Here is a 15,548-nt window from a genome sequence, read left to right as displayed (position 1 = left end):
GCTAACCTTCCGGCGCGGGCTCGGCGGGTGCGGGGGCTTCCGGTGCCGGGGCCCCCGGCGGCGCCCCGCCCTCGGCCGGCGGGGGCTGGGTAGCCGGGGCAGCGGGTGCCTGGGTGGTGGCCGGCGCGGCGGGTGCTTGGGTGGTGGCCGGAGCTGCCGGCGCGCGAGACGGTGTCACCACCGGCTGTTGATTGGGCAGGTGCTGGTTGCCCGGCGGCGTGACCGGGATCTCCTGGACCGGAGCCGCGGGTTGTGGGGCCGGCACCTGCACCGGGATCGGCGGCAGGGTGAGTCGCTCCTCGGGAATGTCGGGCGGCGGTATCGGGGGCTGGCCGTTGATCAGCAGCGGTCCCTTGGCGCTGTTCACCAACGTGGCCCAGCCCCCGTTGCCCAGCGTCGCACCGATGCTGCACGCGACCTCACGGCTCCCCGCCGACCAACTGGACAGCGACAGCGTCGGGTAGATCAGCGTCAACGTGGTGGTCCGCAACTTGACGGGCGCCAGGTAGGCGTCCGTCATCCGGGTGCAGTTGTCCTTGATATACGCGTCCTGCTCGGGTTCGGCGGGCAGCGCGTTCGGGAACTTCTCGGCGAGGTTGACCGTGCCGGTCACCTCCATCGCGTGCGGGGCCGTGCAATCGACCGGAACATCGACCGGTTGGTTGGTGTTCGAGTCGATGGCCAGGCAGGTGCCGGCCGGCCAGACCTTGGACTGGTCGAGATCGGCAACCTTGCCTTTGAACAGGGCCTGCTGATTGTTGGGGCCGGGCAGCTGCAGGCCGCACAACATGCGGCGCTCGCCGGCTTGTCGCCAGGCCCGGTCACCGGACCACAGCATGCTGATGGTGAACTTGCTGTTCGGATCGAACTTGGTGCCGAGGTAGCGGCGTACCGCGGCCTCGCACTGCTCCTGGCTGATTTGCTGGATGCGTGCCGGCGACGGGGGAGCGGCGTTGGGCCCGTACTCCGAACCGGGGAAGGTCCGCATGTCGATGGACTCGGCCACTTCGAACCGGTGGTCGTCGGAGCAGCTGACGATGGTCGCGGCCTCCGGCATGGCGTCGGGCCAGGTCAGGCAGTCGCCGCCGATGGCTCGATTGAAGGCGGCGTTGTTCTTGGCGCCGGTGCTGGGCACCGGATTGTTGTCGATGTAGCCGGCAAGGCGCCCGGGACCGGTGGTCACCGCGGGAATCGCGGTGACCAGCCCGGCGATCAACAGGGCACCCAGAGCGGTGAGCAGCAGCGCCCGCCGGGTCGCGGACGCCTGCAGAGCACGGGGCCAGCGAAAGCCCGCCCCCGGCGGCTCCGCTTGGGCCGGGGCGGCTTCGCCGTGCGGTGAGCTTTCAGCTTCGCTGTCTGGTGGCGGTTGCTTCTCGGGCGCGTCCAACATCCGTTCCATTCTGACAGGGCCAACCCAGTCGGGTGACCAATGTTGCTGATGTGAGACCAGAGCCGATGCCCGGACAGCTGGCGCCATCGGGCTGTGCGGTCAAAAGTAGTCTTGCGCCCGTGATCGACCTGAAGCTGCTCCGGGAAGACCCCGACGCCGTGCGCCGCTCCCAACTCAGTCGCGGCGAAGACCCGTCGCTGGTGGACGCGCTGTTGACAGCCGACGCCGCGCGGCGCAGAACGATCGCGGCCGCGGATGCGCTGCGCGCCGAACAGAAGGCCGCAAGTAAGAGTGTGGGCGGCGCGTCACCGGACGAGCGGCCCGCGCTGCTGCAGCGCGCGAAAGACCTTGCCGAACAGGTCAAGACCGCCGAAGCGAACCAAACCGAGACCGAGGCGGCGTTCACCGCGGCGCACCTGGCGATCCCCAATGTCGTGCTGGACGGCGTTCCCGCCGGTGGCGAAGACGACTACGCCGTGCTCGACGTCGTCGGCGAGCCGGTGGAGCTGGCCGACCCGAAGGATCATCTGGAACTTGGTGAGGCGCTGGGTCTCATCGACATGCAACGCGGTGCCAAAGTGTCCGGATCGCGGTTCTACTTCCTGACCGGGCGGGGTGCGCTGCTGCAGTTGGGGCTGCTGCAGCTGGCGCTGCGGCTGGCCGTCGACAACGGCTTCATCCCGATGATTCCGCCGGTGCTGGTGCGCCCGGAGGTGATGGCGGGCACCGGATTCCTGGGCGCCCATGCCGAGGAGGTGTACCGGTTGGAGGCCGACGACCTCTACCTGGTGGGCACCTCGGAAGTGCCGCTGGCCGGCTACCATTCGGGCGAGATTCTGGACCTGGCCGCCGGGCCGCTGCGTTACGCGGGGTGGTCGTCGTGCTTCCGGCGCGAGGCCGGCAGCTACGGCAAGGACACCCGCGGCATCATTCGAGTGCACCAGTTCGACAAGGTGGAGGGCTTCATCTACTGCACACCCGGCGACGCTGAGGCCGAACATCAGCGGCTATTGGGCTGGCAGCGCGAGATGCTGGCCCTGATCGAGGTGCCGTATCGGGTCATCGACGTGGCCGCGGGCGATCTCGGCTCGTCGGCGGCGCGCAAGTTCGACTGCGAGGCGTGGGTTCCGACTCAGGGCGCCTACCGCGAGCTGACCTCGACGTCCAACTGCACTACTTTTCAGGCGCGCCGCCTGGCGATTCGCTACCGCGACGCCGACGGCAAGCCGCGGATCGCGGCGACGCTCAACGGCACGCTGGGCACCACCCGCTGGCTGGTCGCCATACTGGAGAACCACCAGCAGCCCGACGGCAGCGTGCGGGTGCCCGCGGCGCTGGTCCCGTTTGTCGGTACCGAGGTGCTCGAACCTCGCTGCGTCTAGGCGTTGGGCTAGGCGTTGATGGTATGGCGCGATCGTTCGTGCCGGCGCTGGCGTTCGATGGTGGCGAAGTAGCAGGCGAGCGGGAAGGCGAAGCTGGTGAAGAAACTGGCCACAAAGAACAGCCACGGACGTTTCAGACCTCGCCGATAGCCGTCGACGATGGTAAACACCGGTAGCAGAACGACATTCGCGATCAGGTAGTCCTGATTGCCGGAGCCCGCCGCCGGGTTTGCGAATTGCAGCCGAAGGAAGTTCGGGTAGCTGCCCGGTCCTGAGACCAGGTTGCCTTGACCGTGTGCGTCGAGCATGAAGTGGATGTTGAAGTACCAGCCCAACACGATCGAGGCGATGCCGGCGGTGTAATACACGCATTCCAGCGGCGACAGCCAGGCCCCGCCCGCCGGTTTCGCGTAGACCTTGGGGTTCGACGCCACGATCCAAGCGACGACGGCAAGCCCGAGTAGCGCGTGGACAACCAGCGATACCATGGCCGCAGTCTCATCGCACCGGAAAGTTTTGTCAATATTGTCATAATGATCCTTGGTACGTTACTGCCATGGTCCGGCCAGCTCAGACGGCGCGCAGCGAACGCACCCGGGAGGCGTTGCGTCAAGCCGCGCTGGTGCGATTTCTGGCCCAGGGCGTGGCGGACACCTCGGCCGAACAGATCGCGGCGGACGCCGGGGTATCGCTGCGGACGTTCTACCGCCACTTCCACTCCAAGCACGATTTGTTGTTTGCCGACTACACCGGGCTGCACTGGTTTCGCACGGCCCTGGACGCCAGGCCGGCCGACGAGCCGATCATCGATTCCGTGCGGGCGGCCGTCTTCGCGTTTCCCTATGACGTGGAAGCGGTGACCAAAATCGCCGCGTTGCGGGGTGAGGAACTCGACCCCGGGCGCATCGTCCGGCATATTCGTGACGTCCAGGCCGACTTCGCCGAGGCAATCGCCGGGCAGCTGCAACGCCGTAGCTGCGTGGTTGACCCGACTCCGGACCAGCGGTTGCGGGTGGCGGTGACGGCGAGGTGTATCGCCGCGGCCGTGTTCGGCGCGATGGAGGTGTGGATGCTCGCTGATGAGCGGTCGCTCGGTGAGTTGGCGCGGATGTGTCATACGGCCCTGGAATCGCTGCGGGCCGGGATCACCGAGGCGTGGGTTCCCGGCCAAGTTTCGTCATAATTGACAAAAAATCGCATCCATGCCAGCGTGCCTTGCGGGAGGCAGGAGCATGTCTGATTACGACGCCATAGTCATCGGCGCCGGGCACAACGGGCTGACCGCGGCGGTGCTGCTGCAGCGGGCGGGGCTGCGAACGGTGTGCCTGGAGGCCAAGCGCTACGCCGGCGGGATGGCCGCCACCGTCGAGCTGTTCGACGGGTACAGGTTCGAGATCGCCGGCTCGGTGCAGTTCCCCACGTCGGCGGCGGTGGTGAGCGAATTGGGCCTCGATACCTTGCCGACGGTCGACCTGGACGTGATGTCGGTGGCGCTGCGCGGTATCGGCGACGATCCACTGGTCCAGTACACCGACCCGGTGAAGATGTTCGCTCACCTCAACGAGGTACACGGAGCGGATGCGGTCACCGGAATGGCGGGGCTGCTGGCGTGGAGCCAGGCGCCGACGCGGGCGCTGGGACGCTTCGAGGCTGGTACCCTGCCGAAGACCTTCGACGAGATGTATGCCTGCGCCACAAACGAATTCGAGCGCTCATCCATCGACGACATGCTGTTCGGGTCGGTCACCGACGTGCTGGACCGCTACCTGCCGGACCGCGAAAAGCACGCCGCCTTGCGCGGCTCCATGACGGTGCTGGCCGTCAACACCATCTACCGCGGGCCGGCCACGCCGGGCAGCGCCGCCGCACTGGCCTTCGGACTCGGCATCCCCGACGGCGACTTCGTGCAGATGAAGAAGCTGTGCGGCGGCATCGGGGCGCTGACCGCGCATCTGTGCCGGCTGTTGGAGAGCCACGGTGGCGAGGTCCGGTTGCGATCCAAGGTGGCCGAGATCCGGGTCGAGGGCGGCCGGGTGAGCGGCGTGCGCACGGAGACAGGCGACATACTGAGCGCCCCGATCGTGGTCTCGGCCATCGCGCCGGACGTCACGGTCGAGGAGCTGATCGATCCTGCGGCGCTGCCCGCCGACATCCGGGAAAGATACGCGCGCATCGATCACCGCGGCAGCTACCTGCAGATGCACTTCGCTCTGGACGAGACTCCCAGTTTTGCCGCGCCGTACCAGGCGCTCAATGACCCGGCCATGCAGGCATCGATCGGCATCTTCTGCACCCCGGAGGAGGTGCAGCAGCAGTGGGAGGAGTGCCGTCGCGGAATTGTGCCGGCCGACCCGACCGTCGTGCTGCAGATTCCGTCACTGCACGATCCGCAGCTGGCTCCGGAGGGCAAGCACGCCGCGTCGGCGTTTGCCATGTGGTTCCCGATCGAGGGCGGGGCGGATTACGGTCAGGCCAAGGTCGACATGGGTCAGCGGGTGATCGACAAGATCACCCGCCTGGCACCGAATTTCGCCGGCAGCATCACCAGGCATACCACCTTCACGCCCAAGCACATGGGGGTGATGTTCGGCGCGCCCGGCGGCGACTACTGCCACGGGCTGTTGCATCCCAACCAGATCGGCCAAAACCGACCGGGGCCGAAAGGCTATATCGGGCAGCCTATTCCGATCGACGGGCTGTACCTGGGCAGCGCGGGATGCCACGGCGGCCCCGGAATCACGTTCATCCCGGGCTTCAACGCCGGCCGTGCGGCGCTGGCGGGCTGGTAACTCGCCGAAGGTGCTCTCAGCGCGAAAAAATCGCGAAAATCTCGCGGTGGCTTCACGTTCGGCGAGGGGTTAACCGCGCTGTCCGAGCAGCTCGTCCAGCAGTGCGACGAAATCGTCCGGGCGCCCGGGCGTGAAGGCAGGTTTCCACCGCGCCCCCGGTATGTCCAGGGTGATCAACGTCGACTTGAGCGGCCGGTTGACGTCCAGCGGTAGCCAGCGCTGCAGGTCCGAGCTGCCCCAGATACGGAACCGGTGGGTGAGCAGGCCCAGGGGCTCGGCCTTGTAGCCGCGGATGTCGTCTAACGCGATGACCTTGGCCGTGCCAGACGGAAAGTGGTACCGGCGCAACGTGAGCGCGGCACGGTCCAGCTGAACCACGCCGTCGTCGTAGAACTGCATCATGTTTTCGAACTCCGCAACTGGTGGCCGCGGGTGGTCAGGCAGCGTCCGTCGTCCAGCCGCCATTGCCACCCGTGCAGGTTGCAGGTCAACGTGTTGCCTTCCACCACACCGAATTTCGAAAGATCGGCTTTCAGATGGGGGCAGCGCCGTTGAATCTCCCAGCCGTCCAGGGTGATCGATGCGCTGTCGTCGTGAGTCTCGGCGAACCAGCCGTCGGCGTAGGTGATCCGCTCGTCGGTAAGACACTTGAAGAACGTGTAGAGGTATTCGTTGTAGCCGCCGACTCGCCAGGCCCGAAACCGGGTCGACAAGAAGATGGTGTTGACCCAGTCGGGTTCCCGGTCGCGCAGTACGGTGCGCACCAGCTCCGGCGCGATCGCGAACCCGTAGCGCGCCTTTTCGTCGGGAATGCGTTCGCGCACCGTCCGTTTCGGAAAGTCCAAGACGACGGTCTCGGGCCCCAGGACCAGTTCCACCGGGTAGCCGATGCCGTCGCAGATCTGGTCGCTCTGCATCATGATCGGTTCGAACAGCGCGCGCAGCGGTTCCAGCAGCGGCTCACCGCCGGCGGAGGCCCACCTTGCCCGTTCGGCCGCGACGACCGGCGCCATCCGTTCGGCATAGTCGGCGATGTACTTCGCCTTGCCGGTGGTGAAAATGGCTTCGACATCTTCGACGGGCAGTGGATGCTTCAGCGAATTCAGCTCCGCGCCGGCAAAATCCGCGACCGATCCCGGAATCATCAGCAGGCCGCGATCGTGGCCGTGGGTGCGCATCTGGTCCAAGAACACCATCTGGTCGGGGAAGATGTTGGCCGAGTCGCTGCCGTCGTCGTTGAGGTGGCGCAATTCGGGGTCCAAGAAGCACGGTGGTCCGGCCGACGGAATCACCCAGGTAGCCCCGACCTGCGCGATGTACTGGCGAGCCCGGTCCATCCCGCGCTGCCGCTTCTGGGTGCCGAAAGCTTCCTTGGCGCGCACCGGCATGTCGTAGACCATCGGGTACCAGATGGCGCCCGAATACTGCAGCATGTGCACGTCGATCGGGCCGAACTCCGATGCGAGCACGTCCAAATCGATCGGACGGGCATCGTTCATGTTGAATGCCGTCGTCTCGCCATCGGAAACCACCAGTGCCGAGTCCCCGATCGGACCGTCGGCCGGGGCTCGCAGCGCGATGATCATGATGTCCAGTTCGCCCTTGGGCCCGCTGAGCCGGTGCTTTACCGAGTCGGTGGTGTCGAAGAAACGGTGAAACCCTAACTTCTCCAGCTCATTTCGCAGATCGGGCACCGGAAAGTCGGGCAGCAGCACCACCGCGTCCTTGTTGACGTTGGCCCGCAGGTTCTCCGCGTCGAAATGGTCCTTGTGGAGGTGGGAGACGTACAGATAGTCACAGTCGCCCACGGCGCCCCAGTCCAGTGCGCTGTTGTCGGGAAACGGGAACCAGGAAGTGAAGTAAGCCGGATTGAGCCATGGGTCGCACAGAATGCTGCCCGCGTGGGTCTGGATCAGAAAGCCGGCGTGGCCGACGCTGGTGACCTGCACAAATACCTTTCCGTGCCGCTCAGAGGAGATGTACCTGCTGCGCGCCTGGGGGCGCGAAATGCAGCATCGAGCTTAGCTTGCGTCGAAATCTTCGGTCTGCCACAACCGTCGGTAGTAATCCAGGCGCGGCGGGTCCGGCTCGACTCCGTAGGCTTCGAAGAACATCGTGTCCCAGCCCCGCCCGGGGTAGTTCCAGCCCAGCGACAGCGTCGCCACCGCGAGGTCGGCCCACCGATCGGCCACGCCCATGGCGTCGACGTCGACATGTCCGCAGCACCGGCCGTGCTCATCGATCAGCGTGTTGGGCGAACACGCGTCGCCGTGACAGACCACCACCCGATCGACCGGCGGGGGGTCGCCGAGCTTTGCCCGCCAGGCCGGCGAAAGCCGAGCCAACCGGCCGGCCGCCGACCAATCGAACGGACACGACGAGACCGGCAGCGTGTCGTGCAGTGTGCGCAACCCCTCAGCAATCGCCCGCACCGCCACGTCAGGTGCCGCCAGCCAGCGAGGGTGCACAGCCGAAACACCGGGCAGCCCACCGGTGCGCAGCCATGCCCGGTCCCCGTCGAGGCCGAAACCCAATACCGATGGCACCGGGGTGTACTGCGCCGCCCAGCGCAACCGCCGCGCTTCGTCGGCGAAGTCGACCGTGCCCACTCCGGCTACCTTGACGAATTCGGTGCCGGGACCGATCCGGAAGGTGACGCCGCCGAGTTCATTGGTCCAGACTGCGCGTACACGCCGGCCGGCAGCAAATCTGCGGACAACCGCAGGCACGGAAGGCGGTGACGTCGGGAAAGACATGGGAAGGGAAGGCCGCCTCTCTTTGCCCCTCTTTTCCGGGCCTCTCATTTCCGGCTTCAGCCCTGGCGGCCCGGAGCACTAGGCTGGACAGCTGTGGAGCCGGTATACGGGACTATCATTCAGCTTGCCCGCTTGACCTGGCGCATCCAGGGTCTCCGGATCACCGTCAGCGGTGTGGAGAATGTACCGGCCAGCGGTGGCGCAGTCGTCGCGATCAACCACACGGGATACCTCGACTTCACCTTCGCAGGTTTGCCCGCTTATCAGCAGGGCCTCGGGCGCAAGGTGCGGTTCATGGCCAAACAGGAAGTCTTCGACCACAAGGTCACCGGTCCGATCATGCGTCGGCTGCGCCACATCCCGGTAGACCGGCAGGAGGGCGCCGCCTCTTACGAGGCGGCGGTCCGGATGCTCAAAGATGGTGAGCTGGTCGGCGTCTATCCAGAGGCCACGATCAGCCGCAGTTTCGAGATCAAGGAATTCAAGTCGGGTGCCGCGCGGATGGCGGTTGAGGCCGGCGTGCCGATCGTTCCCCACATCGTGTGGGGCGCACAACGGATCTGGACGAAGGGCCACCCCAAAAAACTGTTGCGTCCGAAGGTGCCGATCGCCGTCGTCGTCGGCGAACCGATCGAACCGACACTGGGCACCGCCGAACTGAACAGGTTGCTGCACTCGCGGATGCAGCATTTGCTGGAACGGGCGCAGAAGCTGTACGGACCACATCCGGCCGGTGAGTTCTGGGTACCGCACCGGCTGGGCGGCGGTGCGCCATCGCTGGCTGAGGCGGCCCGGATGGATGCGCAGGAGGCGGCGGAGAAGGCGGCTCGCCGTGCGCAGCGCGCCGATCCGGCCGGGGCCGCGGAGCAGTGACCCATGGCCGAGCCGACCTACCGCACCCTGGAGATCCTGGCCAAGTTGCTGGTGCTGGCGACCGGAACCCGGATCACCTATCTCGGTGTGGAAAACGTGCCCGCGCGGGGCGGCGCCGTGGTCGTTGTCAACCACACCAGCTATGTCGACTGGCTGCCGGCCGCACTGGCCATGAATCGTCGGCGGCGCCGGATGCGATACATGATCAAAGCCGAGATGCAGCGGGTGAAGGCGGTCAATTTCTTGATCAAGCGCACCCGGACTATCCCGGTGGACCGGGGTGCCGGTGCCGGCGCTTACGCGGTGGCGGTACAGCGGCTTCGGGAAGGTGAACTGGTCGGCGTCTATCCGGAGGCGACGATCAGCCGCAGCTTCGAGCTCAAAGAGTTCAAGTCCGGGGCCGCCCGGATGGCGCTCGAGGCAGACGTGCCGATTGTTCCCGTTATTGTTTGGGGTGCCCAGCGGATCTGGACCAAAGGCCATCCCCGCCGCATTGGACGCACCAAGGTGCCGGTCATTGTGCAGGTGGGACCGCCGTTTCCGGCCCGCGGCGATATCGCGCAGACCGATGCTGCTCTGCGGGAGGCGATGACCGGGCTGCTGCACCAGGTGCAGGAAGGGTATCGCCATCCGCCCGGTGCGCACTGGGTGCCGCGCCGACTCGGTGGCGGTGCGCCGACGCCGGCCGAGGCGGCTCAGTTGGATGCTGACGAGGCGGCGGCGAAAGCCGCCGGCCGTACACCGCATCAGTCGCGCTAGCGGTGGAAGGAGAACATAAGAAATGGCAGAGCCATTTTTCCGCATGATGGAGTTTCTTGTCCCATCGATTGTCGCGGCCAACGGAAACAAGATCACCTACTACGGCCTGGAGAACATTCCTGAGCGTGGCGGCGCCTTGATCGCCCTCAACCACACCAGTTATGTGGACTGGATTCCCGCCTCGATCGCCGCCAAGCTGCGCAGGCGACGGCTGCGGTTCATGATCAAGGCCGAAATGCAGGAGGTGAAAGCGGTCAACTACGTGATCAAGCACACCCAGCTGATCCCGGTGGACCGCTCGGAGGGAGCCAACGCCTATGCGGTGGCGGTGCAGCGGCTACGCGAAGGTGAACTGGTCGGACTGCACCCGGAGGCGACCATCAGCCGCAGCCTGGAACTGCGGGAGTTCAAGACCGGGGCGGCGCGGATGGCGCTCGACGCGCAGGTGCCGATCGTTCCCATGATCGTCTGGGGCGCGCACCGGATCTGGCCCAAAGATCATCCGCGAAACCTGTTGCGTAACAAGGTTCCGATCACCGTCTCGATCGGGCCGGCGTTGCGGCCGCAGGGCGACGTGGAAACGCTCATCGCCACGCTGCGCCAAGCGATGGAATCGATGTTGTACTGGGTGCAGGAGCAGTATCCGCATCCGCCGGGCGAGTACTGGGTGCCCCGGCGGCTCGGTGGCAGTGCGCCGAGTCCGGAGGAGTCGACGGCCTTCCGCATTGCCGAACTGGCTGAGCGAGCGCGACAGCGTGAACAGGCCCGCATGACATCGCCGAGTCGCAGCAGAATTGCCGAACTGGCCCAGCGGGCGCGCCGGCGCGGGCATCACGGCGTGACCGCGCCCAGTCACAAAGGCGTACCGCGCTGACGACGCCGCCGGGCCCGCCGACGCTGATCGCATGCGACGTCGACGGCACCCTGCTCAACGACGAGGAAACGGTCACCGCGCGCACCCGTGCGGCGGTGCGCGCCGCGGTCGCCGGCGGAGCGACGTTCATCCTGGCCACCGGGCGGCCGCCGCGGTGGGTGCGGCCGGTTGTCGACGCACTCGGTTTTGCGCCCATGGCGGTGTGCGCCAACGGCGCGGTCATCTATGACCCCGCCACCGACCGGGTGGTGTCGGCGCACACCCTCTCAGTGGATGCCCTGGCCGCCCTGGCCGAGATCGCCCGGCGGGTCATCCCCGGTTCCGGGCTGGCCGTCGAGCGCATCGGCGATCGCGCGCACGACACGGCGACACCACAGTTCGTCAGTTCGCCGGGCTACGAGCATGCCTGGCTGAACCCGGACCACACCCAGGTGTCGATCGAAGATCTACTCAGCGCGCCGGCGATCAAGCTGCTGATCCGCAAGACCGGCGCCACCAGCGCGGAGATGGTGGCGCAGTTGGCCAAACATGTCGGGTCCGAAGGTGAGATCACCTATTCGACCAACAACGGGCTTGTCGAGGTGGTCCCGCGGGGCATCAGCAAGGCCACCGGTGTGCAGGAGATCGGCCGGCCGCTGGGGATTGCCGACGCGGGCGTGGTGGCTTTCGGCGACATGCCCAACGACGTGCCGATGCTGCTGCGGGCCGGCCTGGGGGTGGCGATGGGCAATGCGCATCCCGACGCCCGGGCCGCCGCCAACGAGGTCACCGCTGCCAACAACGACGACGGCGTCGCGCGGGTGCTGGAGCGCTGGTGGTCCTGATCCGGACGGCACCGCTGATGTGGAAGACTGCCCGCGTGCCGGCGTACCAGCCTGATACTGGCCGCCTGGGCGGAAAGTGTGTCGCCACGCCGGGCCAGTTACCCGGACCGGAGGAGCGCTAGTGGGGTCGGAACCAAACCCACCCGTAGGTAGCCGACCCGACGACGACCAGAACGAGCCAGCCGGGCGGCGCGAGGACGGGCAACCGGCGCCGGAGGACGAGCCCGCCGGGGCTGCCGAGCGGTCCGACGAGGCGCGGCCGGTGGCGGAGAACGAGCCCGTCGCCGCTACCGGGTCGGACGAGACGCCGCGCGCGCCGGACGTCGAATCGGCAGGGGACGCACCGGTCAGGCGCCGGGCCGGCGGCAGCATCCAGTACCAGGACGCGGAAACGACGCGGCCGCGTCCCCCGACGCCCGCCGAGCTGCGGGCGCGGCGGAAGTACGAGGACAAGCAGCGCGAGCTCGAAGAGGCTCGGCGCGAGGCGGAGGCCAAGCGCGCCAAGCAAAAACGCGTTCTGATGGGTGCCGCGGCCGCCGTCGGGGTAGTGGGTCTGGTGGCCGGCCTCGGGTACTGGTTGCTGACTCCGGAGCATGTCACCGCCCAGTGCGTCCAGGACGACCCGAATGGTCAACCGGTGATAGTCCCCGACAGCTACTGCACGGGCCACACCGCGGGTCTCAACGGCTTCTTCTTCTACGGCGGCCACCAATACCGGTACTACTACGGCAGTTCCGGGACGGTGGGTCAACGGCCCAGCGGGGGCACCACGGTGGCGCCGAAGGGTGCCACGATCACCACGAAGTCCGGCACCACCATTTCGCGTGGCGGGCTCGGCGGCAGCGGCGGCAAGGGCGGCGGCGGGAGCAGCGGCTCGTGAAGCGCGGCAGGACACAGCCGCGTCCCAACTGGCGCTCGATCGTCGAATCGCAAGGCCTGGTTTACGGCACGCCGGCGCGCGATGCGTCCGGTGCCGACCGACCGTACTGGGACGAATCGGTGTACTACGAGTTCGACATGGACGAGATCCTGGCGTTGGAAGCCGACGTCGAACTGCTGCACTCGATGTGCCTCAACGCCGTCGAGCAGGTGGTCCTGATGGAGCGATACGCCGATTTTGGTCTGCCCGAATGGAGTTGGCCATTCATCGCCGAATCGTGGCGGCGCTCCGACCCACATGTGTACGGCCGCTTCGACTTACGTTACGACGGACGCCGGCCGGCCGTGCTGCTCGAATACAACGCCGACACCCCGACCACACTGCTCGAGGCCGCAATCCTGCAGTGGTACTGGCTCAAGGACAAGTTCCCCGGCGACGACCAGTGGAACTCGTTGCACGAACAGCTCGTCGACCGCTGGAAGGCGGTCGCCGATCTGTTGCCCGGCAACGAACTGCACTTCACCTGGTCCGGCGTGGAAGCAACCGGCGAAGACCAGATCACGACGACGTACCTGCAGGAAACCGCGGCGGAAGCCGGTTTCCAGACCGTCGGCTTGATGATCGAGGACGTCGGCTGGGATGCCGCCCTGCGGCGATTCGTCGATCTGGAAGAGGCGCCGATCGAGGCCATCTTCAAACTGCATCCCTGGGAATGGGTGCTCGATGACGAGTTCGGCCAGCACGTGGTATCCAGCCTGCCGCAGACGATGTGGATAGAACCGCTGTGGAAGGCGCTGCTGTCCAACAAGGCGATCCTGGCGGTGTTGTGGCAGATGTATCCCGGGCACCCGAACCTGCTGCCCGCCTACCTCGACGACCCGCATGAACTCACCGAATACGTTCGCAAACCCAAGCTGGGCCGTGAAGGCGCCAACATCACTATCGTCGGCGCCGGCATGGAGACCGCCACCGGCGGTGTCTACGGCGAAGAGGGCTTCGTCTACCAATTGCTCGATCCGCTACCGGAATTCGACGATATGCGCCCCGCGTTGGGCGCATGGATCGTCGGTGACTCGTCGGCTGGTCTCGGTATTCGTGAGACCGCCGGACTGGTCACCGACGATGGCGCTGCGTTTGTCCCACACCGGATTCCGCTGAAATGAACCTTGCCGCTGAACTGAACGGAGCTGATCTGCTGTGACGACAACCATCGAGGCGCTGCATCCGGACTACTGGAGTTGGCTCGGCCGCGGGGTCAGTGCCGTCGTCTTGTATTCGATTCTGGGCCTGCTGCTGATGATCATCGGGTTTCATGCGATCGACTTCACGACGCCCGGGCCGCTGCGCAAGATGGTTCGCGCCGGAAAACCCAACGCCATCATCGTGGCCGCCGCAGGAATGGTCAGCATGGCGCTGATCGTGGTGCTGGCGATCTACTCGTCGTCGGGGAGGCTGGCCGAGGGGCTGCTGGCGTCGGCGACCTTCGGCATCGTGGGCATCGCCGCGCAGGTGGTGATGATGCGGATCGCGACCCTGGTCATCGGCATCGACATGGACACGTTGTTCCAGGCCGACGACTACAGCTACGAGTGTCTTATCGTGGCCGCGGCGCAGTTCGCGTTGGGCATCGTGGTTGCGGTGGCGATTCTTTGACGGGTCGGGCCGACGGGGTCCGGGTTGCCCGATCAGCCGACGAAGGTCGCAGTGGTGAGCTTCCGGCCGCCGTGCCAGCCGAAGACGGTGCGCTTAAGCCGGTAGGTGGCTGCTGACACAATCCCGCCCGCCTCTCTGGTGCAGCGCCCGGGATCACCGGATTTACTCCACCGGCCGCTCACTCGCCGCCATGAGACCAGCAGCAGGGCTGCGATCACGGCGGTCGAGACGGTCGTGATGATGGCGATGGTCGGCACCGGCAGGAAGTCGGCGGCCAGTCCCCACAGGCCGCTGCCGACCGCGAAAGCTACCGACAAGATGAGCGCGAATGTCGCGACGTGCTGATCCCGCTCCGACTCGTGGACCGACGATTGGATCTCGGCGTTGATCAACGTGCCTATCGATGCGACCCCGAAACCGAACGAGACCATCAAGAACGCGGCGCTGACCATGTCATCCAACACCGACGCCGCAGTCGCGGACCCCAGCATCAAGGCTAGCGGCGCCGACACCAGGACACGGACTCCGATGCCATGCGCCGCTGCCCTCGTCGTCACAAACTGCAGCACACCTCCGGCGCTGTACAGGTCGAACAACAGGCCTACATGAGCGACGCCGCCGTCGATACCTTCGACTGCGAGCACGGGCGTTACCGCGACGATCGGCGCCAGCATCAGCTGCAGGGCGGCCAGCAGCCCAAACAAGAGCCGGACCCGGTGATCGATCTCCCTATCGGCCGGACGCGGAGGAGTCTCGGTCTGCTGCGGCGCCGGGATGTCGTCCGGATCTGATCTTGGGAAGGTCAGAGCCACCGAGCCGCCGACTGCGAAGACGGCCGCGATCATCAAGGTGGCAGGCTCCAAACCCAGCACGTGTGCGACCAGGCCGATGCCTGCGGTACCGATCAGGATGGCCACCACGCGGACGGCCTCGTAAGGCCCGAGCTGTCGATACAGCTCATTACTATCGCGACCACGCCGCAGCTGCGAGTACCAGGCCGGGTAGATCACGCCCAAGACCACGCCGACGACGACGGTAGGCAGGAGTAGCCAGAGGTACGCGTGCAGTGGTGTCAACAGCGCCATCACCATGATGACCGCCGCCGATATCAGCCCACTCGCCACGATCACGGTGCGCCCCGACAGCGGGGCGCGGCGGATCGTCAACCAATAGGACGCAATCGCGAACGCCAACGTATACGCGGTGTCGAGCAGTCCGGTGAGAAACGCAGAATTGGTGAAGGCGAAGCCGGCGTAGCGCCACATCGTCGCAAACGCTGCGGTAGCAGCCGCGATCAATCCGCGGGCCAGCAACGGTCGAGCCAGTCCGATCGCCCTGCTGCCAGCTCCGATCACGACACCGCACTTT

Annotated in this window: 15 protein-coding genes and 1 pseudogene; 10 read left to right on the top strand and 6 right to left on the bottom strand. The window is 66.4% G+C overall.

Going from position 1 to position 15,548, the window contains the following annotated elements; all coding sequences use genetic code 11:
* Position 1 precedes the first annotated feature (1 nt).
* A complete protein-coding gene (locus MKAN_RS13650; RefSeq protein ID WP_099185024.1) occupies positions 2 to 1,390 on the bottom strand; it encodes a septum formation family protein in 1,389 nt (462 codons plus the stop codon).
* Positions 1,391 to 1,509: 119 nt separating this feature from the next.
* On the opposite strand from MKAN_RS13650, the gene serS reads away from it, so the two are divergent.
* Positions 1,510 to 2,772, top strand: a complete 1,263-nt coding sequence (serS, locus tag MKAN_RS13645; protein ID WP_023368885.1) for a serine--tRNA ligase — start codon at positions 1,510 to 1,512, stop codon at positions 2,770 to 2,772.
* 8 nt (positions 2,773 to 2,780) lie between these two features.
* On the opposite strand, the gene MKAN_RS13640 is transcribed toward serS, so the two are convergent.
* Complete coding sequence (locus tag MKAN_RS13640; RefSeq protein ID WP_023368884.1) at positions 2,781 to 3,260, bottom strand: DUF2834 domain-containing protein; 480 nt, start codon at positions 3,258 to 3,260, stop codon at positions 2,781 to 2,783.
* Between the two features lie 68 nt (positions 3,261 to 3,328).
* Between MKAN_RS13640 and MKAN_RS13635 the strand changes: the two genes are divergently transcribed.
* Both MKAN_RS13635 and MKAN_RS13630 read left to right on the top strand, forming a co-directional pair.
* Entirely contained in the window at positions 3,329 to 3,955 is a 627-nt protein-coding gene (locus MKAN_RS13635) for a TetR/AcrR family transcriptional regulator (RefSeq protein ID WP_023368883.1), read from the top strand.
* Positions 3,956 to 4,004: 49 nt separating this feature from the next.
* Entirely contained in the window at positions 4,005 to 5,561 is a 1,557-nt protein-coding gene (locus MKAN_RS13630) for a phytoene desaturase family protein (protein ID WP_023368882.1), read from the top strand.
* 69 nt (positions 5,562 to 5,630) lie between these two features.
* On the opposite strand, the gene MKAN_RS13625 is transcribed toward MKAN_RS13630, so the two are convergent.
* The 3 genes from MKAN_RS13625 to MKAN_RS13615 form a co-directional block, all read right to left on the bottom strand.
* Complete coding sequence (locus MKAN_RS13625; RefSeq protein ID WP_023368881.1) at positions 5,631 to 5,963, bottom strand: hypothetical protein; 333 nt, start codon at positions 5,961 to 5,963, stop codon at positions 5,631 to 5,633.
* Positions 5,960 to 7,510, bottom strand: coding sequence for an MBL fold metallo-hydrolase (locus tag MKAN_RS13620; protein ID WP_023368880.1), 1,551 nt, complete (start codon positions 7,508 to 7,510; stop codon positions 5,960 to 5,962). Before MKAN_RS13620 ends, MKAN_RS13625 begins: the two co-directional genes overlap by 4 nt.
* Before the next feature lie 72 nt (positions 7,511 to 7,582).
* Positions 7,583 to 8,317 carry an aminoglycoside phosphotransferase APH(3') gene (locus tag MKAN_RS13615; protein ID WP_023368879.1) on the bottom strand — a complete coding sequence of 245 codons (735 nt, stop codon included), beginning with the start codon at positions 8,315 to 8,317 and terminating at the stop codon, positions 7,583 to 7,585.
* 93 nt (positions 8,318 to 8,410) lie between these two features.
* On the opposite strand from MKAN_RS13615, the gene MKAN_RS13610 reads away from it, so the two are divergent.
* From MKAN_RS13610 to MKAN_RS13580, 7 genes and pseudogenes are all read left to right on the top strand, one after another.
* Positions 8,411 to 9,190, top strand: coding sequence for a lysophospholipid acyltransferase family protein (locus MKAN_RS13610; RefSeq protein ID WP_023368878.1), 780 nt, complete (start codon positions 8,411 to 8,413; stop codon positions 9,188 to 9,190).
* Positions 9,191 to 9,193: 3 nt separating this feature from the next.
* Positions 9,194 to 9,949 carry a lysophospholipid acyltransferase family protein gene (locus tag MKAN_RS13605; RefSeq protein ID WP_023368877.1) on the top strand — a complete coding sequence of 252 codons (756 nt, stop codon included), beginning with the start codon at positions 9,194 to 9,196 and terminating at the stop codon, positions 9,947 to 9,949.
* A 22-nt stretch (positions 9,950 to 9,971) separates the two neighbouring features.
* Positions 9,972 to 10,745: pseudogene (locus MKAN_RS13600) on the top strand (lysophospholipid acyltransferase family protein); the annotation flags it as partial.
* A gap of 74 nt (positions 10,746 to 10,819) precedes the next feature.
* Positions 10,820 to 11,647: a Cof-type HAD-IIB family hydrolase gene (locus tag MKAN_RS13595; RefSeq protein WP_036395118.1), complete on the top strand. Its 828-nt coding sequence runs from the start codon at positions 10,820 to 10,822 to the stop codon at positions 11,645 to 11,647.
* Positions 11,648 to 11,768: 121 nt separating this feature from the next.
* On the top strand, positions 11,769 to 12,527 hold the full coding sequence (locus MKAN_RS13590; RefSeq protein ID WP_023368874.1) for a hypothetical protein: 759 nt from the start codon (positions 11,769 to 11,771) through the stop codon (positions 12,525 to 12,527).
* Positions 12,524 to 13,690: a glutathionylspermidine synthase family protein gene (locus MKAN_RS13585; RefSeq protein WP_023368873.1), complete on the top strand. Its 1,167-nt coding sequence runs from the start codon at positions 12,524 to 12,526 to the stop codon at positions 13,688 to 13,690. Before MKAN_RS13590 ends, MKAN_RS13585 begins: the two co-directional genes overlap by 4 nt.
* A 34-nt stretch (positions 13,691 to 13,724) precedes the next feature.
* Entirely contained in the window at positions 13,725 to 14,180 is a 456-nt protein-coding gene (locus tag MKAN_RS13580) for a DUF350 domain-containing protein (RefSeq protein WP_023368872.1), read from the top strand.
* A gap of 32 nt (positions 14,181 to 14,212) precedes the next feature.
* On the opposite strand, the gene MKAN_RS13575 is transcribed toward MKAN_RS13580, so the two are convergent.
* Positions 14,213 to 15,535 (bottom strand): MFS transporter, encoded by a 1,323-nt coding sequence (locus MKAN_RS13575; RefSeq protein ID WP_023368871.1) that lies wholly within the window; start codon positions 15,533 to 15,535, stop codon positions 14,213 to 14,215.
* Between the last annotated feature and the right edge of the window lie 13 nt (positions 15,536 to 15,548).

It is taken from the genome of Mycobacterium kansasii ATCC 12478 (genome assembly GCF_000157895.3).
Classification (GTDB): domain Bacteria; phylum Actinomycetota; class Actinomycetes; order Mycobacteriales; family Mycobacteriaceae; genus Mycobacterium; species Mycobacterium kansasii.
Note: the sequence above shows the minus strand (reverse complement) of the source record. Positions and strands in the feature narration are given on the sequence as shown.